The sequence below is a fragment of the Levilactobacillus yonginensis genome, assembly GCF_003946265.1.
In the GTDB taxonomy this organism is placed as follows: domain Bacteria; phylum Bacillota; class Bacilli; order Lactobacillales; family Lactobacillaceae; genus Levilactobacillus; species Levilactobacillus yonginensis.
This window is the reverse complement of the sequence record NZ_RHNO01000003.1, coordinates 20,899-44,521: the sequence shown is the minus strand read 5'-3', so window position 1 is coordinate 44,521 and position 23,623 is coordinate 20,899. Positions and strand designations below refer to the sequence as shown.

Genomic DNA, 23,623 nt, shown 5'->3' with positions numbered 1-23,623 from the left:
CTGGGCTGAAAGGTTGCCAAAGTGTCTAATTAAAGTCTAATTGTTCCGCGCGATGCAATGATTGCGTGGGTCCCCTAATTGACGTATCGTTAGGGATGATTGCTAGCAGAAAGTTTTTTTGCTACGCAACTGAAGGTTGAAAGATGAAATACGTACCTTTTCTCAAGTATTGTTTAAATTCACCGCGCTCCGGCGGCCAGGGATTCCGCCTGCTGTGGGGACGCTTCAGACTGGAAGACCACCAGTCTTCTCGCTCGCTTTGAAGCCACGAAGAACACGTGTCTTCAAAGTCGCCCGTGCTGTAAGTTGGCTGAAAAAATCGCCAGCTAACACCACTTTCACGGCTGGCTCCATCCCTGGCCGCCTCCGGCTCTGATTGTATTTTTCCACGTCAACAGTCGGCGAACATACTCAGGTGGCACAACCTTCAGCTAAGTAATTGAGTGGCTGTAGGCTGTTTGTAAAGGATACCAGGTGATGGATTTTGTCATTCACTGAGTAATAGATTTGGTTCAGCAAGTTAAGTGGTACAAGAAAATTAAAAGGATTGGCCATTTTGAGCCGGAGGTTAGCAGGAACCGAGCAGTGTCGAGAGTCTTAGCGGAGGGGGCTTCTCCGCTTAGAGTCTGGGCCGAGCTTGGAAACTCACGGTTTGGGTGAGGTTTCAAGTCGCCGCTGAAGACTCGTGATTTTCGAGGCTTCAGGGGTTGCCCCACAGCACGGTTCCTGCTAACCGCAGGCGGCCAATCAACGACAATAACAGAATTTTAAAGGAGGAATGCCCGTTGAGTAGCTCAGCCAAGGTATTAGTTGTAGAAGATGAGAAAGAACTGTCCGCGGACATTGTTGAATTAATTAAACCGATTTGTGAAACGACCACTGCATTTGACGGTGAACAGGGAGAATTTTTAGCGAGTCAGGGTGTATTTGACGCCATTATTCTGGACCTGATGTTACCCGGTGAGAGTGGCTTGGACCTACTGCTGCACATTCGCAACAAAGGGGTGGGCACGCCGGTTCTGATTTTAACGGCCAAGGATACGATTGCCGATAAGTTGCGGGGCTTTAACGATGGCGCGGATGATTACGTGACCAAGCCATTTCACCGGGAAGAACTATTGGCCCGAATGAAGGCGCTGTTGAAGCGCACGGGACACCTAAATAGTAGCGACGTCATTAGTCTGGGTCAGCTGGAAATCAATACCAGCAAGCATCTAGCAACCTTTGATGGCGACCCATTGACCTTAAAGGGTCGGGAATTTGATCTGTTGGCCTATTTGGTGGCCAATCCCGGGACCATTATCACGAAGGAACAGATTTTTAACCGGTTGTGGGGCTTTGACTCCGAGACTAGTTTATCCGTGGTTGAAGTTTATATGAGCAATTTACGTAAGGAACTCAAGCACGCCGGCAGTGACCTGTCGTTGCGGACTATCCGGAACGCGGGGTATATCGTGGAGGCCCCTGATGAGCAATAAAGTTAATCGCGCCCAACAGTGGCGGCTATTTTGGAGCAATTTTATTGGCTTTTCCATTATTTTCCTGCTGTTGGGCATCATTGTGTTTGTGCTGTTTCGGCAAACTATCCTGACCAGTACCGACCAAGCACTGCGCGTTGAACGAAGCGCCCGGCTGGCTGGACCACCGCGGCAAAGTGTTGCACAGCCTTTTGGACAGGACGGGGCGCAGGATAAACAGTTAGCGCGGCCGCACCGGTCGATTCACCCATTCATGACGACCACCCTGATTTTTAACGATGAGGGGGCAGTGATGAATAAGTCACAACTAGGGTCGCGGTACGAAACGCTCAAAAATATCACGTTAGACACGACCGCAGTGGGAAAAATCCGGTCAATTTTGATCAAGGGCAAGTATAATTTCCGGACGCTTTTGGTCAAGGTGCCAAAGAGTAATGCGGACAAATCCGTGGCTGGACGTTACCTATTGATCATGGAAAATATCGACCCGCAGAAGGCCGCTATGCATAGTTTCACTAAGGTCATGTTGATTACAATGGGCGTCTTTTGGCTCCTATCGATTGCCATGAGCATTTGGATGTCACGGCTGACCATGCGGCCAATTCTCAAATCGTGGGGCCGGCAGACCGAGTTCGTGGGGAATGCCGCGCATGAGTTACGGACGCCACTCACGATTATTCAAAATAAATTGGAACTACTGTTGACGAAGCCCAATGATAAAATTATTGATCAGGCGGAGAGCATCGCGGTGGCCAATAGTGAAAGTCAGCGACTTCAGAAGTTGATGCAGGATTTACTGGCACTAGCCCGGTCTGACTCCAATACGGTCCAGACAAATTTTGAGAGCACACAAGTTGCAAGTTTTTTGGCGTACACGGTTGAACCGTATACGGAAATTGCGGCCAGCCAAGGTAAACAGCTAGAGCTGGCACCGGTCGAGGACTTTACGGCGACGGTGGATCAAAGCCTGATTCACCAGCTCATGAATATTCTGATCGATAACGCGATGAAGTACTCACCGAAGGGCAGCACGATTACGGTATCAGCGAAATTGGTCGGCCGGAAATGGCAACTCGTGGTGGCTGATCAGGGTATCGGGATTAAATCGAGCGAACGGCAGCGTATCTTTGACCGGTTCTACCGGGTCGATTCTTCTCGGAGCCGCCAAACTGGTGGTAACGGGTTGGGATTGTCGATTGCGAACTGGATTGTCAGTCTGCATCACGGGAATATTGCGGTTAAGCCTAATAGTCCGCAGGGGAGCCAGTTTGTGACGACCCTGCCGCTGAATGCCTCAACCGGGCTCAACCGTCATGATAAATCTAAAGACTAGAGGGGCCGCCTTCGGCCGCCAGGGAGGGGCTCGCTGTGGGGACCGCCTGCGGCCTGAGAAGCGGTCCTCCGGCTCGATTTGAAACCTTGCCCAACCCGCAAGTTTTCAAACTCGTCCCGTGCTGTAAGCCCCGGGCCAAGTCACCCGTGACTAACACCACCGACACGGCGAGCCCCTCCCTGACAACCGAAGGCTACCGTTGCGATTGTTCTTGAAGGTGGCTTTAACTGCATTGATGGTTGTGATGGTGCTTTGGAAGTCATAGACGCTGAATGGTGTTTTTCATCGGTAGTCGATTCAGTGACTCGTCAGATTAGTGAACAAAGTCGACGATGATTTTAGCGGATTCATCCGGGTAGAATCCTTTGAAAATTGAATAGAGTTTTCTACGAATTATTACGAATTCGTTGATGTTATTAGGCTCAGTGATGGTTATCCTTCGTTCTAGATATTAATTGGGAGGTGATGACCGTCACTGGGCCTTTTTAGGGCCTTTATGAAACCCCAAAAATGTTATTTATATTAACGGGCTAAAGGTGTAAACTAGGGTGGCAATAACTAGTTATGCCACAAACAGGTGCATAACAAAAATATTTTCATTTTAAAAATTTAGGTGGTGGTTTAGAGCGGTATGCTTTCTAGGCAGTTTATCGGCCTGGAAGGCTGGTGGCGCCGGATTTTTGATGAATATCCGGTCACAAATTTGCCAATAAATGAAACGCTTTCTTATTTTGACACGTTGCTAAGTTTTTTCGGGTGTATGTACATAAAGAGAAGAATCAGATAGACGCTGCCCAGCACTCTGGGCAATTTGTGCAACCGCCAATACGGCTATGAACCGGCTGGGACTTTTCGGTCTGTTCGACAGACAAATCATCAATCATTGAGGAATAAATATTTCTATAACCTAAGGGGATAATTTAGATGAAAAAAACCATTCAAATCGCTGCTGGGACAGCTGCCATTTTAGCAGGAACCGCTTTAAGCAGTGGATTAGTTGCTCATGCGGATTCAACAGCACCCGCTAGTAGTGGTGCTACGCAATCACAGGCAGTTTCAGATGAACTGAATCAACAAGTAGAGGCTTCTCAAGAGGTCAAGGATGCTAAGACTGACGTTACGGCAGCCCAGAACACAACTGCCGGCGCGCAAAAGACGGTTGACGATACCAACAGTCAAATTACGACTGATAAGGATGCTGTCGATAAGGCCAACCAAGCCGTTATTGCTGCAAATTCTAAGGTTGATCAAGCAACTAAGGATCAGGAAACAGCGAATGGGGCCGTTGATACAGCGAAGGCGGGCGTTACTGACCCACAGAATAAAGTTAATGACGACCAAGCTGCCGTTGAAACTGCAACCCAAAACAGCCAGGCAGGCCAAAAAGTTGTTGACGCTGCGCAACAAGGGGTTACTGATGCAACGAATGCTGCAGCCGATGCACAACAATCTTTAGCCGATGCTAAGGCGACGGCTGGGAATGCAACTGCCGGGAGTATCGCAGACCTAAAGACACAGATTTCTGATCAAGAAACTAAATTGGCAACTGATACTGCAACCGCTAAGAATACGTCTGACGTTGACATCCCAGCCCAGCAGGCTAAGGTTAACACGGCAACTGCTAGTACCGCGGCTGCTAGTACCGCCGCTGCTAACTCAGCTGCTGCAGTATTGACAGCTCAAAAAGCACAAACTGATGCAGCAAGTATGGCAGATGCTGCTGCCCAGGCAGTGACAGATAAGCAATCAGCATTGTCTGGCTACAACAAAAGTTTAGCTACTGCAAATGCATCGCTTGCTGCTGCTAATGTTACATCTGCTGCAGCAAGTACTGCTCTTTCGGATGCGTCTAGTGCAGCAGCTGATGTATTGAGTGCGGCCCAGACTAAAGAAGATGCTATTGAAACTGCTAAGACTGCTGCAGATACTGCAGTGACAAATCAGGCTTTGGCACAGAGCACTGTTGATAAAACCCAAGGAGCTTTGTATGCTGCCTTTGGTGGTGATATCACATTGCCAGGAACATTGACGATGGATTCTATCAAACAGTATTCAGCAATTGCGAATGCCTCGGGAGCAACTAGTGAGGCAATTAATTCAGCGGCAGCTGCTTTAGATGAGGCAGCAAAACCAGGTACTGAAATTGGAAGTAATGTCTATACGGGTAACGATGCTGATAAGAAAATTACTTACACGGGCGCGGCTAATTTAACAGCTGCACAACTTGAAGAGTTAACTAAGTACGCAGGAACAATCATCAACGAAATTCGGACTCAGTTAGGTCAGCCATTAGTCACCATTTCTACAACCATGATGAGTTTTGCTAAAGACGTTGCGGCTGGTTATGATAAGGATAACTGGGACCTCGGGACTAAAGGTGGACACGATGTACCAGCGATTCAGGCTGCCGCTGCGACATATGGTATGAATGCAGATGATAATTACTACGAAAGCGCCAGCACAGGGTACTTAACAACAGCTACAACGTTAGATGGTGTGAAGGCCGGAATTTTCCAGACCATCAAGGACATGATGTTCAAGGATAAAGATGCTAATTTTGGTCATACAAAGGCATTGGTTGGATTTGATTCTTATAATAATTTCACGACTGAATACTTTGGTTTTGCAATCGATAGCCTTGGCCAAATTCACATGGAGATGGTTCCTGAAACCGAAAGTAATGTTTACATTCCTGATCACACCAAATTTGATACGTCAGCCAGCACCATAATTGCTAATCCACTGACACCGGTTGATACACAAGATTTACAGACCGTTTTAGCCAATCAAAAAGCTAGTTTGGAGGACTATAACACTGCTGTTACCGACGCTCAAGACGCCTTAACCGCTGCCACCGCAGATGCCGCAGACGCCGAAAAGGCTGCTACGCAAGCTAAGGCTGATATTGCCACTAAGCAGGACGCAGTAACAGCTGCTAATAAATCCGTGACGGATGCCACTACAGCAGTATCCGATGCACAAGGCATGGTAGACCAAGTAACTAAGAGTATCCAAAATGCCAAGGATAACGCACAGTCAATGCAAGACAATTTAACGACTGCTAACACCAATTTGTCAACGGCACAAGATAATGCCAAGTTGTCAGCGGAGGCATTGACTACTGCCCAAAACACTGAAGCAGCTGAGAAGACAGCCTTAACCAAACTGCAAAGTGATTTAGTTGATCAAAACAAGACAGTCACAAATGATCAAGCTGTTCTGGATGGCCTCAACTCAACCTTAAGTGATTACAATTCAGCAGCATCAATCGTTGCTGATGCCCAGAAAGCCGCAGACGACGCTGATGCTGCCGTTGCTCCTGCCCAGGCTAAACTGGATGCAGCTAATACGGCGCAAAAACCACTGGCACAGGCGTTAGCTGATGCGAACGCACAATTAGCTAAGGATCAACCTAGTTTGGACGCTGCTAACCAGGCAGTTGAGGATGCGCAAGTTAAGGCAGAAACTGCCGCTGCTGCGCTTAAAGATGCTAACCAAGCTGTTACCGATGCTGGGACAACTCTGGCCGCAGCTCAAAAGACTTTGACTGACACTCAGGCTAAGTTGCCAGATGCTGAAGCTGCACTTGCAAAAGCTCAAACAGATCAAAAGACCGCTGAGGATAACCTCGTAGCCGTCCGTCAGTCTGTCTTAGACAAACTGATTGCCGCTGGTCAGAATAACGGTGGTCAAACCGGGACGACGACACCAACCACGCCAGTTCAACCAGCTAACCCTGGCCAAACGACCGGCACAACTACGCCAACGACGACCCCAGCAACGACTCCAGCAACGACAACGACGACACCTAAGACAACGCCTAAGAAGACGGTCAAGGCCACGAAGAAGTCTACTAAGAAGACGGCAACTAAGACGACAGCCAAGACCAGTGCTAAGAAGGCCGGTACGACTAGTTCACGGCAGTTAGCGCAATACGGTCTTAGTGGCCAGACTGGCAAGAAAGCTACGTTGACGACGTCTCATTCTGCTGCTAACGGCGGAACCTCCGTCTTAGCATTTGCTGGGAACGCTGGTGGTCACGCTCTGAACGTGATTATTCCAGCCGTTACCCGCGCAGCAGACCAATTGACTGGTGAAACGGTGGCCCACGCGGCAACTAAGCCGGACACGACCGCTACTAAGAAGTCAGCAACCGACAAGAAGTCGGCAACTGATAAGCAGACTGCTAAGAAGGCGGACACGACTAAGGCTAAGCCTGAAAAGAAGGCGAAGACCTCATCGAACACGACAACGAGTACCAGCAAGCAGACGGCTTCACCAAAGGCTGACCAATCATCTAGCAAGCAGGATAACAGTAAGCAAGTCACCACGATTGCCGGTGTGGTTGTGCTGATTGCTGCGGCCTTTGCCGGATTCTTCGCGCTCATGCGTCGTCGCCGGAATCAGGACTAGTCACGGATAATCCCATCATTAACGGAAAGTAGGAAACAGTTTAGATGAAAAAGCTTTGGTTAACTTTAGCGTTGGGTCTCACGGTGATCGGCGTTTTCTCGCTGATTACTGCGGCACCCGTCACCGCTCAGGCCGCTACGCAACGTACGGAGATTCCCAAGTCACTGCGCGGTCACTGGCGACTTTATGACAAGGGGTTCCATCATTATGAAATGCAAATTTTCACAAAATGGGAATCCAAGAACACAACTGCTGGTTTTAAAATTCATTGGTTTACCATGTCGGGTAAGTCAAATAAGACGACGTCGACGCAAAGGCCTTTACAGCTTCAAAAAGTCGGTAAGGGTTACCGCGTTTCGCCAAAGGATGACCTGTATCCCAAAGACTGGGGAGTTTGGACCCGAGTCAAGCATCACGGTAAAACGGCGCTCCATGCCACTTATCCGGGTGCTTTGGTTAAAACATCAGGTGCCTATTATTACCGGTACAAGTAGGATCTAACTGGCGGTGGCAACTGGTTAGCCATCGGTCACAACCAAGTATGAGAAGTTGCACGAAGGGGTTTGGGATAAAAGTCTCAGGCCCTTTTTGCGTTCCGAACGTAGGTACTTGAAACGGGTGACAAAAGCCTGTCGTTAAGGCACTGGAAAAAGTTTCAATACCCGAACATGTATGGTAAGATTTGATTTATGAGAAGTGTCTGCGTATAAGGAGCCTTTAGAGATGTTAACTATCCGTGATATTGCCGCCAAGGCTGGTGTGTCGGTATCGACAGCCTCACGTGCATTAAATAATAATCCCCGGATCAGTCAAGCGACCCGGGAGCGTATTCAAGCTTTGGCCGATGCCGAAGGGTATTTGCCAAATTACAACGCTAAAAATCTAACGGCGGGGGAAGCCAACGCGGTGGGCGTTGTTTTTCCGACGGCTAACCACACGTTGCCCGAGAACCCGTTTTACATTGACCTGTTGCGGGGGATTAACGCCCAGTTGGTTCAGCGCCAATACGTGTTATCCGTTGCCATCAGTAAGACCCCAGAGGACCTGCTGAAGAACGTGAAGTCGATGGTCGCGCAGGGGAAAATCAAACGGTTTATTTTGTTCTACGCGCAAGCTGATGACCCCATCACGAACTTTCTACGGCAACACAAGCTGCGGTTCGTGACGATTGGCCATCCCGCCGATCATGCCGAGGACTTTTTCGTGGACAACGATAACCTACAGGCTGGTATCGGTGGGGCGACCTACCTGCTCGACCAGTTAGCCGTCAAGCACCCAGTCTTTGTGGAATCCGAACATGATTGGGGTTATGAGCAGCAACGTCGGGAAGGCTACGAACGCGTGGCCGCTGGTTTTAACGTGGAACCATTGACTTGTAAGCTGGGTGAGTTGAACCGCGTGCGGCTTTTTATCAAGCAGCACCCTGAAATCGACGGCATCATGGCCACCGACGACTACAACGCCATCGAGTTCTACCGCTTACTGCGTGAACAGTACGATATCAGTCGGTTCCCCGTTGTCAGCTTTAACCACTCGTTACCGGATGGCCTGACGGATGCCGATCTTCATTCGGTGGATCTATTTCCAGAAAAAATGGGGTCCGCCACGGTGGCCTTGTTGTTTAGTGACCGTGAACCATTGGAGTCACCAACCCCTGGTCAAATAAAAATTCCGTATGAAATTAAATAAATTGTGAGGGCTCGCACAACTGGTGCTAAATCCAGTTGGCGAGCCTTTTTTAACTGTCAGCGTTTTCAAAGTAGGTGGACTAAAGGCCAAAAAAGTTTTGCGCAAACGGTTGCATTAAAATGAAAGCGGTGACATAATGTATCTCGTAAAGTCATTTAGCTATTATTTAAAGTTAGTTTGAGGAGGTTTTCGTTATGTCAGACGTTGCAGCTTCAGAAGACACGTCAGCAGCCGCCGCGCAAAAGAAAAACGGCTTGCCGACGTTGCCTGCTAGTACCATTTGGATGATCAACTTTGGTTTCTTAGGGGTGCAAACAGCCTTTACGTTACAAAGTTCTCAAATGAGTCGGATTTTCCAAACCATTGGGGCGGACCCCAACAGTTTAGGGTGGTTCTTCATTTTGCCACCATTGGCCGGCTTAATTGTGCAACCGATTGTCGGTTACTATTCCGATAGAACCTGGGCACCTAAATTTGGTGGTCGGCGGTTGCCTTACCTGTTGTTAGGAACGATTGTCGCGGTCATTGTGATGTGTCTGCTGCCAAACTCAGGAAGTATGGGCTTTGGTTACGCATCACTGGCAGCCTTGCTGTTTGGGGCCATCACCGTGGCCTTCCTGGACTTGTCATCTAACGTTGCGATGCAACCATTCAAGATGATGGTCGGGGACATGGTCAACGATGACCAGAAGAGTTACGCTTACGGGATTCAAAGTTTCTTGTCCAACACGGGTGCCGTTTTAGCTGCTATCCTGCCATTCTTGTTTGCCGCTATTGGGATCGCCAACACGGCTTCCAAAGGGGTTGTGCCTGCAACGGTTAAGGTTGCCTTCTACGTTGGGGCGATTCTGTTAGTCATCACCAGTTTGTTCACCATCTTCCGGGTCCACGAATACGATCCAGATACCTATGCCAAGTACCATGGTATCCAAAAGGAAGATAACGAAAAAGGTGGGAACTGGTTTGCATTATTGAAATCCGCACCCAAGGTTTTCTGGACCGTTACCTTAGTTCAATTCTTCTGCTGGGTGGCCTTCCAATACTTATGGACTTACTCCGCTGGGGCCATTGCTTCCAACGTTTGGCACACCACGAACGCTGCATCTGCTGGCTATCAGGCCGCTGGTAACTGGTACGGGGTGTTAGCCGCTGTGCAATCCATTGCCGCTGTTGTTTGGTCATACGTTTTGGCTAAGTTGCCTAACAGTATTCACAAGTTGGGTTACGCTGGTAGTTTGGGATTAGGCGCTATCGGATTCTTATCCGTCTTCTTCATCCACAACCAATACGCTTTGATTGCTTCATTCGTCTTAGTTGGGATTGCTTGGGCTGCGATGAACACTTACCCACTGACCATGGTTACCAACGCTTTGTCTGGTGCCCACATGGGGACTTACCTGGGCCTGTTCAACGGTTCCATCTGCTTGCCACAAATCGTGGCTTCTCTGGCCAGCTTCGCACTGTTCCCACTGCTTGGTGGTGCCCAAGCCAACATGTTCTTGTTGGGTGGGGTCATCATGGCAATCGGTGCCTTCTCAGTCATGAGTATCAAGGAAACCTACCGCGCATAACTGCTAGAAAATGACGGCTAGAAATGATTGGAAATTAGGATCTGAGAGGCAGATTGATCAACGATTTCCAAATTCCAAGTCCAGTCATTGGTGATGGGCAACCATCATTGTTATGCTTGATTAAAAGAAAAACCAACGTTAACGTCAACTAGCTCAAGGTTAATTAGTTGGTGTTAACGTTTGGCTATATCAAAGTTAATTACTAATCATGAAAAAAATTAAGTTGATGCGTCAATACGCTGTTTAGACCAAACGACGTTAAGCATATCTTAGCCGGAGGATGACAGACAGAACACAGTGAAGGTGCTGTTAGCCAGCGTTCCTAGCTGGCTTAGAGCACGGGTCGAGCTTGGAAACTCACGAACTTAGTGAGGTTTCAAGTCGCCCTGAAGACTCGTCCTTTGAGGCTTCGGGGTTACCCCACTGTGTGGCGTCTGGCAGCCGCAGGCGGTGTATGTGACGCGAGATGTAGATAAAGGAGAAATGTTGACCATGAAACGAATTTTTGAGGTACAGCCATGGAACGTCATTACCCATACATTTGACCCCAAAGACAAGCGCCTCCAGGAATCCATGACCAGTTTAGGGAATGAATACATGGGGATGCGTGGTGACTTTGAAGAAGGCTACAGTGGTGACTCCCTGCAAGGAATCTATCTGGGCGGTGTCTGGTATCCTGACAAGACCCGAGTTGGTTGGTGGAAGAACGGCTATCCTAAGTACTTTGGGAAAGTTGTGAACGCTGTCAATTTCATCAAGTTACCAATCGAAATTAATGGTGAAGCTATCGACTTGGCCAAGGACAAGATCAGTGACTTCGTTTTGGACTTGGACATGAAGCAGGCCGTCTTAAACCGGTCCTTCGTCGTTGAACGGGGCGACGTGCGGGTAGCCTTCAAATTTGAACGCTTCCTGAGTGTCAGCCAACAAGAACTTTCCGTTCAACGGGTCAGTGTTAAAAACTTGAGCGCGGACAGCGTGGACGTGACCATCAAGCCAAGTATTGACGCCGATGTCAAGAACGAAGAAGCCAACTATGACGAACGCTTCTGGGATGTGCTGGACGCCGACCAACAGGCTGAGAGCGGCAGCATCGTTGCTAAGACGACGCCTAATCCATTTGGGACACCACAGTTCACTTCCGGTATGGAAATGCGGATGGTCACTGATTTGAACGCCGTAAACGTTGCACAACCTAACGACAAGGAAGTTGTCACGGCCTTCAACGGTAAGCTGGCTCCTCAAGCTGAAACGACGCTGGAAAAGCGGGTCATCGTGGTCACCTCACGTGATTATGACACGCAAGAAAAGCTGACCGCTGCCATGCATGAACTCAGTGACAAAGTTGCTAAGGAAAGCTACGCAGAATTGCTCAGCGCCCACACCGCTATCTGGGCTGACCGTTGGGAAAAGTCTGACGTGGTCATCAAGGGTGACGACGAGTCGCAACAAGGAATTCGTTTCAACCTGTTCCAACTCTTCTCCACTTACTATGGCAAGGATTCTCGCTTGAACATTGGGCCAAAAGGGTTCACCGGCGAGAAATACGGTGGTGCCACTTACTGGGATACCGAAGCTTTCGCTGTTCCCGTTTACTTGGGAATCACGAACCCCGAAGTAACGCGCAACTTGTTGATGTACCGCTATAAGCAACTTGACGGGGCTTACGTCAACGCCAAGGAACAGGGCTTGAACGGGGCACTCTTCCCAATGGTGACGTTCGATGGGATCGAATGCCATAACGAATGGGAAATTACCTTTGAAGAAATTCATCGGAATGGTGACATTGCTTTTGCCATTTACAATTACACGCGTTACACCGGCGATACCAGCTACGTGCTGCATGAAGGTGCTAAGGTCCTCAGCGAAATTTCTCGCTTCTGGGCTGACCGGGTTCACTTTAGCAAGCGGAATCAGAAGTACATGATCCACGGGGTTACCGGTGCCGACGAATATGAAAACAACGTCGATAACAACTGGGACACGAACATGTTGGCTCAGTGGACGTTGAAGTATACGTTGGAAATCTTGGGCAAGGTCGACCAGGAAACGGCTAAGAAGTTGGCCATTTCTGATGAAGAAAAGGCTAAGTGGCAAGATATTGTTAAGCGGATGTACTTGCCTTATGACAAGGATTTGAACATCTTCGTCCAACACGACGGCTTCCTGGACAAGGATATCGAACCCGTCAGCTCAATTCCAGCCGACCAACGGCCAATCAACCAACACTGGTCATGGGATAAGATTCTGCGTTCACCTTACATCAAGCAAGGGGATGTGCTGCAAGGAATCTGGGACTTCATCGACGATTACACGCCAGAACAAAAGAAGGCCAACTTTGATTTCTACGAACCACTGACGGTTCACGAATCCAGTCTGTCGCCAGCCATTCACTCCGTCTTGGCTTCCGATTTAGGTTACAAGGACAAGGCCGTAGAGCTTTACTCACGGACGGCACGGTTGGACTTGGATAACTATAACAACGATACCACGGACGGGCTGCACATTACGGCGATGACCGGTGGTTGGATTGCTGTGGTTCAAGGGTTCGCTGGGATGCGGGTTCGCAATGGTCAACTGCACTACGCACCATTCCTGCCAAAGACTTGGACGAGTTACACGTTCCGTCAGGTCTTCCATGGCCGGTTGGTCGAAGTCAGCGTTCACGCTGACGGGCCACACTTCAAGCTGATTAGCGGTGATCCTCTGACCATCGACGTCGCTGGTGAAAGTGTTGAACTGAAATAAGCTCTTGTGTTGTGGCGATGCTTGGCCGCCTGCGGCCGCCAGGGACTGCGCTGTGGGGCGGCCCTCGGGAGCCAAAGTGCGGTCTCCCAAGGCGCCTGGAAACCTCGCCCAATCCGCGAGTTTCCCAGGTCGGCCCATGTTCTAAGCGGAAAGAATCACTCCGCTAAGAACATCGACACAGCGCAGTCCCTGGCGTCCTCCGGCTAAGCATTGTTCACCGAATCGCTGGTGGGTGCGTTCAGTACTGACACTGTAACTAAACTGTATGTAAAATGTAGATAAACGAAAGCGACCATCCAGCTGAAATGTTGGATGGTCGCTTTTTGTTTGAAAATCGAAGTTAGCTGAGATGGTTCAACAACTAGCACTGATGGAATTCTTGTTGTATTTAAGTTAAACACAAATGTAGCCGTAGGTTGACGGGAATGGTGGCCGCAGTGTCGAAAACGTAAGCTGGCGAGCCAGCTTACGTTGTGGGGCGAGCTTGGAAACGGGCGGGTTAGGCCCGGTTTCAAGTCGAGGAGAAAGACCGCTCTTTGGCTTTCTCCGGCCCCCACAGCGGCCCCCATTCCCGGCATCCGGAGGCGGCAATTTAACTAAGCATTAGAAATCTTGCGGCAAGTTCTGTTGTTGCTGTGACTTGGTCTTAACTAGGGGCGCATCGTCTTGCCAGTAAGTCAGCCACTCGCCACTGGTCGTCAGGCTTTCCAACTCCAGTTGATTTTTAACCAGGAGGTCCTGTTCCAGCCGGTCCTTAAAAGTGGTGATCAGTTGTTGGGTCACCTGTAAGTTCTGGGCCAAATCAGTGCCGCCCAGGTTAGTGAGGTCATCACGGAATTGGTCACGGATTTCCTCTTCGATTTGCCGTAGTTGGCGCTCGATTTGGCGTGCTAATTTTGGTTGATTGTTGACGTCGAAAGCCATTGCTGGACTGATACCAACGAATTGGGCGTTGATTTTAGGTGTATCAATACCATAAGGTGTCTGGGCGCCGTTGCCGAAGACGTCGAAAGCTCGGATAACCGTTAAAACTTCTGCCATGTGAGGTGTACTCCTTTTGTTAAACGTAATGAACTCAGTGTACGGCATAGAAAAACCCACGTCAAACGGAGCCGCGGACAGCGTTTGACGTGGGTTGTTTTGAGTTAAATTTAGAAAAGCGGGTGCTTACCAGCTAGCCTTTTGAACGCCAGGAATCTTACCTTCGTGGGCAAGTTGCCGGAAGTTCAGCCGTGAGAGCCCAAACTTACGCATGTAAGCGTGAGGCCGACCATCTAAATGGTCACGGTGGTGCATCCGAGTAGGGGAAGCGTCCCGAGGAAGCAGAGCTAATGCTGCGTAGTCGCCAGCGGCCTTGAGTTCGGCCCGCCGTTCAGCATAGCGTTCGACAGTAGCTTCAATGCGTTTTGCTTTTGCAATTTTGGATTTCTTTGCCATGAATAGATGAGGCTCCTTTACTATTAAATGATAATAATTACGCTTTACCAATCTATCATAGGGCAAATAGCCTGTCAACGAATGTGACTCATAGTCGTTGACAGCGCATTTTGATGCTAACAATGCCAAGCTTTAGCGGGAAAGTATAAGGCTACACAGGCCAAAAGGACGGCTGCTGGACGAGAGTTTACGATGTATCAGAAGTGAAGGACTACGTGTCTAAACAGCGGTTGAAGAGATAACTCGGTAGAAACATTACCGAATAGTGAATATTCAACTTGATCAATTTTCAATTCATATCAATCGTAAGCCGGAGGAGGCCAGGGACCGCGCTGTGTCGATGTTCTTGGTGGCAGGGGCTATGCCACCTAGAACATGGGCCGACCTAGGAAACTCGGGGTGGTCTGCCGCGAGGTTTCTAGGCGCCCTGAAGACTCGTGTTTTTCGAGGCTTCAGGGGTTGCCCCACAGCGTGGTCCCTGGCGGCCGCAGGCGGCCAATAGCACACTGACTTTAGAATTCTGTGAACTTTGTACCTGGTTAAACATTACATTTTCGTCAAAAAAACGACCCATCACTAGTAGTGACGGATCGTTTCTAGTAACATTAATAGGTAACGTCGTAAGAAATTTCGTAACTCTGCGTTTCACCAGCTGGTAAGCTGACGTCCCCAAAGTTAGGATGATGTGGCGTGTCGGACAGTGTTTGGGCTTCCAACGCGACGCCCATGTATGGTTGGCCGGGGCCAGTCGTTAATTTCATATCGGACGTGAAGGAGTTGGCAGTGAAGACGACCAGCCCGTTACGCTTGGACTTGATGGTGACGGCCCGGTTAGATTGTGGGTCGCTCAACTTGGCAATCGTCCCGTCAGCAGCGGGTTTCACGTGGAAGAGGTCATCGAAGCCTTTTTCCGGAATGCCTTGCAGGCCCCGAATAGCTTGTCCCAGGTTTTGTCCATTGGCGAAGTCGTAAGGCGTGCCGGCGTTGGCAATCATGTTGCCAGTTGGAATCTTCTTGTCAGTGACTTCCAAGTGCTCCTGCGCGTTGATCTGTAACGTTTGACCAGAGATCAGTTGGTCATCACTCAGGTTAAAGTAGACGTGCAACGTTGGGTTGAAAAGGGTCAGTTCAGTTGAACTAGCTTCGAATTTCAAATTAACGTGGTCGTGGTCATCCAGGGAGTAGATCATCTTGGCCTGCATATCACCAGGGAAGGAATCTTCGCTGGATTTAAACGTGTGGGACAAAATAATCTTAGCCTCAGCTGGGTCACTGTCGTCGATCTCACCATCCCAGTTGACCGTATTAAAGCCGTTGGGACCACCGTGGAGGTTGGTGTCATCGCCTTCATTGGTATCGACATTGACGGTCTTGCCGCCGAGTTCAAATGAACTGCCGCCAATTCGGCCACCGGTTCGGCCAATTCCCATGCAAACGTAGAACGGATTGTCGAGATAGTCGGCCATCTTATGGTAAGATAGCACCAAATTCTTGTCCCCGTTGGCACTTGGAACGGTCAGCTTGTGGAGTGTGGCTCCCCAGCTTAAGATGGAGAGTTTAACCCCGTTTTTATTTTCAATAGCGTATTCCGTAACGGCTTGCGCCTGGTATGTATCCCAATGGTTCGCAGCAGTTTTCATAGGTAAATTCCTCGTTTCTAAGAGTGGTAAAGCGTTTTCATTTATCCCTATAATATTTTTTATCCGGACAATTGTCAAATGAAGTTTGGGCATAAACGTTTAATTGGTGAAGTCTTTAACGGCCAACAGCTTATCCCAGAACAATTTAATTTTGCACCATTTACGATTGTACGGATAAATTTGTAAAGTGCGCCCGTAACTGGTATAAATGTTTAGTGAACAAAATTTCACTTGTACGCAATCGATGAAACTGGCATAATAGGTTAGTTTAAGGGGGTCGTGACATGGCAAGTAAATGGCGATGGTTAGCGGTTCTCCTTGGTGGCAGTTGGTTGGGCTACCGGTGGGCGACCCAGGTCGTCACGCCAGCAGTTCCTCTGACTAAACGTCGGTCGGATACCGAATACGCCGCCGTCCCTACCCTATTTATACCAGGATGGGGTGGCAACGCGTGGACGTATAACGGCCTATTGCGATGGCTGGCCCGTCGTGGCTATGGTCACAAGGTGTTGACTGTGACTGTCTCACGAACCGGTGTGCTTCATTTTACTGGTACGTGGACGGGTCAGGCCACCAATCCCCTGATTCAAGTCCTGTTTACGCATAGTTTTACGACGGACTACCAACAGCAGATTCGCTGGATAACGGCGATTCTGCGTCAGCTCAAGCAACGTTATGGCATTACCAGCTATAACGTGGTTGCCCATTCGTGGGGCGGTAGCGCGGCGGTCAGCAGTCTGGTCCTACATGGGCCGGCAGCCGACCTTCCCCAGGCTAACCGGTTGATTCTATTGGGCACGCCGGTCGATGAAAGTCAGCCGACCCGACCCGTTGATGAGGCATTTGAGCGGCTAAGAGCCCAGCGTGCTAATTTGCAGGCCATGGGTCCATTGACCATTTACAACGTCTACGGAACGCTCTTAGGGCGGCAGACGGACGGTTCAGTTCCTGTGACGCAAGTGCAGGCCCTCCGGCAAGTTGTTGTCGGCAGTCCGGTCACCTATCGAGAACACCACGTTCCCGGCGTTAGTCATAGTCAACTGCACGCCAGCCCCGTTATGTGGCGGTTGATTGCGCGACTGCTCTGGTCACCGGGTGAGTTGACAACTCACTGAACCGTTTAGTTAGTTTTAAACTTCACCGGCTAAAATGGCGTCAATGACGTTCAATACGCCATCGTGATCGTTGTCAGTCGGGGTGATCAAGTCGGCCACGTCACGGACGGATTTTGTGCCGTTTTGCATGGCAACGCCGAGCCCAACGTGTTCCAACATTTCGCGGTCGTTATCATTATCCCCAAAGGCTGCGACCTGTTCCTTGTGTAAGCCCCAGGATTCAGCCAGTTGCATCAAGCCAATGGCTTTGTTCATGTGGGGCGCAACGATGTCGATACTGCCAAAACCACTGGCGGTGGCGTGAATCTGACCAGGGAACCGGGCGTTAAGCTTGGCGGCTAGATTTTGAATTGTCTCGTTGGGCCACTCACCATTGATTTTGTAGATGGTGTCGTGAACCTGCGTGAGGTCGTCAACACGGACGATGTTATTGAAGAAGTAATCTTGAGATACTTCGTCCGTGGGATGGTCCCGTCGGTTGATATAGGTCCCATGAGCACCGGATAACCGGAGTACTTGTGGTCGTAAATGGTCGTCGGCTAGAATAGCGGTGACGACTTGATTGACGATGGGGTTAGGAATCACGGTTTCAAATAAAGTTTCGCCTTGGTTCACAATCAGACTACCGTTTTCGGCAACGAACGTTTGAACGGCAGGGGTGGGCGCAAAGACGCGGTGCAGGTGACCTAAGTGGTTACCACTAGCCACGACGAAGCGAATACCGGCCGCTGCTAAGCGGGTGAGTTGGTCATCGAAACGGTCGTGATTGTACTGTCGTTGTGAATTTAAAAAGGTCCCATCGACGTCGGTTGCAATCAGTTTAATTTGAGTCATACAGTTCTCCCTCTGTGTTTAGAATTTCTTAACCTTAATCATAATGGCTTGATGTTGGGAATTCAATGGGACGCTGGGGAAGAAATATAACAAAATGATTGCAATTACTAGTTTTATTGAGCACTATGCTATAAAATATTAATGAATCGGTAACATATAGAGTAGAAATAAGGGTTATAATAAATGATTAGCGGGTAAGATAGTAAGAGTCACCCCTGCTAGAGCTATGCAGAAAGGAAGAAAGATTAATGACGCAAACGAACGATTTAAACCAATCCTTGGAATGGTTTTCTCAACTCCAAAAGATCATGCGGCCAGTAACGACCATCAAAACGGAGGACATCACGATCTCCTTGGAACAATTCAACTTGTTGCACGCCATCACTGACCAACGCGAAGAATTTACACCAACGAAATTTGCTGGTCAAATCGGCGTTTCCAAGTCGATGATCTCTGGTCAGATCTCACGGTTATTGCGGGCTGGTTTAATCGAAAGTATCGCCTCACAAGTCGACCGTCGCCAACATAACCTGAAGTTGACGCCAGATGGTGTGAAGGTTTACACGCAAGTTCGCGGCCAAGTCGTTGAACGTCTCAACAACTTACACAACGATATCGCCAAATTAATGTAACCACTAAATTAATTTTATAATTGAAAAATTGGTCCCCTTTAAGTCTGGAATCTTTCATTCGTATGACATTTTGGTTAAGACAACGCAACGCTTGCATGTCTTAGTTTATAATGAATTATGAAGGAAGAATTTGGAAGTGGAGGGGATTTTTTGAATTTGCGAGCAAAATTAGGCTTATTCGCCGTGGTTGCTGCGGGAGCAACGTTATTGGGACTAAATCCAGTATCAGTAACACCACGGTCAGCCAATGAATCAGTGGCGTATGCGGCCACAACGATCAACGCCAAGCACCAGGGGATGGTTGGCGATGCTAAGACGAGCAACAATGCCGCCTTGCAGGGCATGATCGATAAGTGGAGCGGTTCTGTGACGATCCACGTGCCTAAGGGGACGTACGTTTTCAGTGCGGGGGCGATCAAGCTTCACTCGAACATCAACTTTAAATTTGATAAGGGTGCCGTATTCCGGGTAACCGATGCCAAACGGGTCAACTTTGTTTATCCGAGTCCGGAGGCCGGTTACGACGGTGGTATCAGTAATGTAACTTGGACGGGAGCAACCTTCCAAGGGGATAACACCGCTGCCGGACAAAGTGTCTTCACCCAAAGTATTCACCACGCTAGCAACGTCACGTTTAACAAGTGTGTCTTTGATAACGCCGAATCACCAACTGGCCACTACATCGATATCGATGGGAGCCACGATGTGACGGTTAAGAATTCTGTGTTCACCGGGTTCAACGGTTCCATGGACTACAAGGAAGCCATCCAAGTGGATTATTCCAACGCGAAGGCTATGTCCTACAAGAACAAAGGTGATCAGTACGATAACTTGCCAAGCTACGACGTGAAGGTCGATAAGAACCAGTTCTTACCCGTTTCCAAGTCTTCCGGCCAGGTGTCTTCGTACGCACCGAACCCAATAGGTGAACATGCTATCTATGGTCATGGTAAGGCCGGCATCATTCACGATGTCTTCTTCACCAACAACACAGTGGTCGATCCTAAACCATTGATGTCAGATGGGGTTGCTACGATTCACTTTAAGGGTGTCTCTAACCTCTGGATCACCGGGAACAAGTTTATCAACCAACACGTACTGGGGTCTGGGAACTACATTTACTTGTACAACTCCGAACCCGAATACAATATGACCAACCTGAACATTTCCGATAACACGTTCACCAACGTTAACCCAACCAAGCAGTACGTCTACTTGGATAGCAAATCAGCTAGCAACCCAATGACGGGGGTTACGATTACGGATAACCAGGCCACCACGCAATCCGGAACCAAGGCGGCCTTCGTGAAGGGTAACTTTGATCTGACCGGGTCGGATATCGATATCGCCAACAACACGGTGAAGAAGCAAAAAGCGGTTATCACCAATGTGACGGCGCAACAGACGATTACGAACACGACGGTGCACAAACCAACTTCTAGCTCCAACAGTTCTAGCAGTACTTCCTCACAAAAGCTGAAGAAGCGCAAGCAGACCAACAAGAGCGAAAAGTACGTGGGTGGATTGGCTACGCAGCACGCGCAGTTGAAGAAAAACTACAAAACTTACGCCGTGTACAATCACATTCGTGGTCACAAGAATTGGAATATCATGAAGTTTGACTGGAAGAAGCTCAAGAGCAAGCGCGTCTACGTTGACATGCGTGCCACGGCGGACACTGGTAAGTGGTACCGGATTCGGTTTGGCAAGAACGACAAGACGACCTACTGGATTCGTTCAGGCGCCTTGCAATTCGATACCTTTAACGTTGAAGAATACGACCGTGATTTAACGCTGATGAAGATTTACCCAGTCTACACACGGCCATTCAATGATCCGCTGTTAGCTAAGCAAAAAGGCACCACGGCTGATTTAGCAGAACGGCGCGTTACGATTACGCATCGGGCCAAGCGAACGGACTCAAGCGGTAAGGTCACGACTTACTACCAAATGAGCGATGGCTTGTGGACACGGGCGTTGGCGTTTGATTTAGATTCATAGGAGAGTGTACCGAAGGGCGATTAGACAGTGAGCATTAACGTCGCTAGGCCGAGAATCCCGCACTTGGATTCTTGGCTTAGCGGGGTTAAGCGGAGCTGTCTGCCCGTCAGGCACACGTTTCAGCCAAAGTAAATACGTAGAGCCGAAGGATTAATTTCCCTCGGCTCTTTTTGTTTTTAAAACAATCTATCTCCCGGTCACCAACTAGTCCAGCCTATCAAATATACTCAATCAAACCAATTTGCCCAAATCCACAGCTGTCAAGCTTCCAGTAAACTGGTAGAATAACGATATACATAAAAGAATCAATTAGCTAAAATATTTTAATTATACATAAGGAAAAGAGGAAAATTTATGCGTCATAAACAATCGTCGCCAAAATGGACGCGTGCTCGCAAATTTTGGGCGGGCGCTGGTATCATTGTCATCATTGGGGTCGCCTTCTTCCTAGGCTTGTCGATAGCGGGCCACCAGTCGGCGACGCCTGAATCCAGCACCGCTACCAGTAGTAAGGTCAAGGTTCAATCCAGCCATAAGGTGGCTAGCAGTCGGCGCCCCGATTCGACTGGTGATGTTGACGTTCTGTCAGATCTGACGGAGAAGGCGGGCGAAAATGCTAGTACCCGGACGAATGACAACGAAAAGACGTATTCACAATTTAAACAACAGAACGGGACCTGGTACTGGTGGTTGACCTCCAGCAAACGGGGAACCATTGAAGTTGGCGAGGTGCGCAGTGTGGCTAAGGATGGTCAGACCGCACAGCTGAAGATGAAGAGTGAGTACTATGATCAGGGAACCAATTACACGCTGACTTTTCACTGGTTGGCGGGATCAAACACCCAGTATAATTTGAACACGGACTTTAAACAGATCAACGGCGATTATACGTTGGGAGATACCGAAGACGACGTGACACCAGCTAAAGATGTGAACCTCCAAGATGTTATCCAGTCGACAGTCGGTCGTGGAATGGGCTACGAAGATGCCAGCACGCAGACCAATGGCGGCGACCAAACGACCAGCAGTTTTAATGGTATGAATCCCAGTGGAAATGGTCGCTATGCTCATTGGTACTGGGACTTTTCTTCAAAGAAACGGGGGCCAATCATTCATGCCATGATCGGCAGTGTGAAGGTGGATTACGCCGGGAACCCGACTTCATTTGAGATGTCGGATATGGAAAAACAAAAGGACTTTACCGTAAACGTTTCCTATGACTGGTCATCCAATACCTATCACTTATGGACCAACTATCAAAATATTGACGGTAGATATACCAATGATGAGGCTCACTAACCGGGTTGAATGACGGTTATTTTAAAATTGAGGAGAACAAGATGAAAATCAAAGTAATTGGCATCAGTGTATTGGCCTTGCTGGCAGTTGGTTTAACGGGCTGTGGGCACCATCAAACGAAGTCGGCGGATAAGGCCAGTAGCCGTCAGTCGGTAGTGAAGAAGCAGGCGGCCACCAAGGCGGGAGCTTCTTCAACTAAGAAGGAAACCCCCAAGCCATCCGCATTAACGACCTTGCTGAATGGCCTCACGCAGAAGAATGCTGAGGACCGGAGCACCCAAAGTAACGGGGAATTGACCTACTCACAGTTTTACTACCAGAAGGGCAATTGGCACTGGCAGGTGACCTCCCAGAACCGGGGGACCATTGCGAGTGGCACGGTTGACTCGATTCAAAGTAGCCAAGATGGTGACTATAAATTGGCCATGAAGAGTCCTAAGGGTGAAGCGTATACGCTGGAACTAACGTACACGAACAAAAGCGCTGATTACACCGTGAAGACGAGTTACCAACACATCAAAGGTGTCTATATTATCGGTGACACCACTGGTGTTTGGAAGACTGGGGCACCGAGCGAGTTAGTGGGGACCTGGTCCACTGGATTTGCCCCATCGACCAGAACCGATGACAAAAAGATTGCTTATGACCGAACCCGGTTCTTTATTAGTGATCAGAGCATCGATGGCCAGATTGATAGCTTTACGAAAAACTATACCGTTTATCAAACGGGGAACGGCTGGGGTGCCAACAACGCCGTTTACTATCAAAGCCTCGGGCAAGGGACTTATCTATTGAAGACGTATTCAGATAAGTACTTAGGCAGCGTTTATAAAGTGACCCTGAGTGGTAACAAGCTGACCGTGCCGGGGGATGGTACGGAGATGAAGGATATGACGAAGGTGGCTAATAAGCCGGGGATGGCCTTTGGCTTTGGCAATAATCTAGCCAAACAGCTGACGGAAAAGCAGTTAGATGATTGGATCACCCGTCACCTTTCGGACTTTGGCGGGACCACCCACACCTACAAACAATCTGGTATTTCGACACCGGAGAAGGATAGTAAGGGCCGGGTGGTTGTTACGGTCCGGGATATGGGACGCGATGATATTGCCCCGACCATTGGGAGGTTCCGGGTGTCTAGCACCGGGGTCCTCGAATGGGAGGACACGAGTGATGGCGCTGACATTTGGTCACCGGTGTCTGACGACCCAACGAATTAGACGGGCAATTCGTATCTGGGATAGTAATTTTGAGAAAAATTGAACAAAGCTCATGAATGTAACGGCGTCGGAGGCTTATCTCTCGGGCGCCGTTTTTATCGTAAATTGGTAATCGGCGTGGAGGAACCTCTAAATAATTGAATTAAATAATTAATTCACCAAAGTTTCAGTAGCCAAAATAACCGTGAATACGCTACAATGTGCTTGTGAGGT

The 23,623-nt window shown here is 49.0% G+C and carries 16 protein-coding genes; 12 read left to right on the top strand and 4 right to left on the bottom strand.

Going from position 1 to position 23,623, the window contains the following annotated elements; genetic code table 11:
- The first annotated feature begins 785 nt into the window (after positions 1-785).
- The 7 genes from EKM87_RS02390 (at position 786) to EKM87_RS02360 (ending at position 13,232) form a co-directional block, all read left to right on the top strand.
- Positions 786-1,478, top strand: a complete 693-nt coding sequence (locus EKM87_RS02390; protein WP_125681469.1) for a response regulator transcription factor — start codon at positions 786-788, stop codon at positions 1,476-1,478.
- Positions 1,468-2,811 carry a sensor histidine kinase gene (locus tag EKM87_RS02385; protein ID WP_125681467.1) on the top strand — a complete coding sequence of 448 codons (1,344 nt, stop codon included), beginning with the start codon at positions 1,468-1,470 and terminating at the stop codon, positions 2,809-2,811. The genes EKM87_RS02390 and EKM87_RS02385 overlap by 11 nt, the downstream gene beginning before the upstream one ends.
- A gap of 924 nt (positions 2,812-3,735) precedes the next feature.
- Positions 3,736-7,224 (top strand): SEC10/PgrA surface exclusion domain-containing protein, encoded by a 3,489-nt coding sequence (locus tag EKM87_RS02380; protein ID WP_125681465.1) that lies wholly within the window; start codon positions 3,736-3,738, stop codon positions 7,222-7,224.
- A gap of 44 nt (positions 7,225-7,268) precedes the next feature.
- Positions 7,269-7,718: a hypothetical protein gene (locus tag EKM87_RS02375; protein WP_125681462.1), complete on the top strand. Its 450-nt coding sequence runs from the start codon at positions 7,269-7,271 to the stop codon at positions 7,716-7,718.
- A gap of 229 nt (positions 7,719-7,947) precedes the next feature.
- Complete coding sequence (locus tag EKM87_RS02370; RefSeq protein WP_125681460.1) at positions 7,948-8,913, top strand: LacI family DNA-binding transcriptional regulator; 966 nt, start codon at positions 7,948-7,950, stop codon at positions 8,911-8,913.
- 194 nt (positions 8,914-9,107) lie between these two features.
- Positions 9,108-10,484 (top strand): SLC45 family MFS transporter, encoded by a 1,377-nt coding sequence (locus tag EKM87_RS02365; RefSeq protein ID WP_125681458.1) that lies wholly within the window; start codon positions 9,108-9,110, stop codon positions 10,482-10,484.
- A gap of 492 nt (positions 10,485-10,976) precedes the next feature.
- Entirely contained in the window at positions 10,977-13,232 is a 2,256-nt protein-coding gene (locus EKM87_RS02360; RefSeq protein WP_125681456.1) for a glycoside hydrolase family 65 protein, read from the top strand.
- 603 nt (positions 13,233-13,835) lie between these two features.
- On the opposite strand, the gene EKM87_RS02355 is transcribed toward EKM87_RS02360, so the two are convergent.
- The 3 genes from EKM87_RS02355 to EKM87_RS02345 all read right to left on the bottom strand — a co-directional run bounded on the left by EKM87_RS02355 (position 13,836) and on the right by EKM87_RS02345 (position 16,309).
- Positions 13,836-14,273 carry a hypothetical protein gene (locus tag EKM87_RS02355; protein WP_125681454.1) on the bottom strand — a complete coding sequence of 146 codons (438 nt, stop codon included), beginning with the start codon at positions 14,271-14,273 and terminating at the stop codon, positions 13,836-13,838.
- 126 nt (positions 14,274-14,399) lie between these two features.
- On the bottom strand, positions 14,400-14,669 hold the full coding sequence (gene rpsN / locus EKM87_RS02350) for a 30S ribosomal protein S14 (RefSeq protein WP_125681452.1): 270 nt from the start codon (positions 14,667-14,669) through the stop codon (positions 14,400-14,402).
- 605 nt (positions 14,670-15,274) lie between these two features.
- Positions 15,275-16,309 carry an aldose epimerase family protein gene (locus tag EKM87_RS02345; protein WP_125681450.1) on the bottom strand — a complete coding sequence of 345 codons (1,035 nt, stop codon included), beginning with the start codon at positions 16,307-16,309 and terminating at the stop codon, positions 15,275-15,277.
- 284 nt (positions 16,310-16,593) lie between these two features.
- On the opposite strand from EKM87_RS02345, the gene EKM87_RS02340 reads away from it, so the two are divergent.
- Entirely contained in the window at positions 16,594-17,424 is an 831-nt protein-coding gene (locus EKM87_RS02340; RefSeq protein WP_125681448.1) for an alpha/beta fold hydrolase, read from the top strand.
- A gap of 15 nt (positions 17,425-17,439) precedes the next feature.
- Here EKM87_RS02340 and EKM87_RS02335 read toward each other — a convergent pair whose 3' ends face one another.
- Complete coding sequence (locus EKM87_RS02335) at positions 17,440-18,258, bottom strand: Cof-type HAD-IIB family hydrolase (protein WP_125681446.1); 819 nt, start codon at positions 18,256-18,258, stop codon at positions 17,440-17,442.
- Between the two features lie 248 nt (positions 18,259-18,506).
- Between EKM87_RS02335 and EKM87_RS02330 the strand changes: the two genes are divergently transcribed.
- From EKM87_RS02330 to EKM87_RS02315, 4 genes are all read left to right on the top strand, one after another.
- Positions 18,507-18,890 (top strand): MarR family winged helix-turn-helix transcriptional regulator, encoded by a 384-nt coding sequence (locus tag EKM87_RS02330; RefSeq protein ID WP_125681444.1) that lies wholly within the window; start codon positions 18,507-18,509, stop codon positions 18,888-18,890.
- Between the two features lie 150 nt (positions 18,891-19,040).
- A complete protein-coding gene (locus EKM87_RS02325) occupies positions 19,041-20,891 on the top strand; it encodes a glycoside hydrolase family protein (RefSeq protein ID WP_164506416.1) in 1,851 nt (616 codons plus the stop codon).
- Positions 20,892-21,245: 354 nt separating this feature from the next.
- Entirely contained in the window at positions 21,246-22,190 is a 945-nt protein-coding gene (locus tag EKM87_RS02320) for a hypothetical protein (RefSeq protein ID WP_125681440.1), read from the top strand.
- Positions 22,191-22,231: 41 nt separating this feature from the next.
- Positions 22,232-23,410: a hypothetical protein gene (locus tag EKM87_RS02315; RefSeq protein WP_125681438.1), complete on the top strand. Its 1,179-nt coding sequence runs from the start codon at positions 22,232-22,234 to the stop codon at positions 23,408-23,410.
- Positions 23,411-23,623 lie beyond the last annotated feature (213 nt).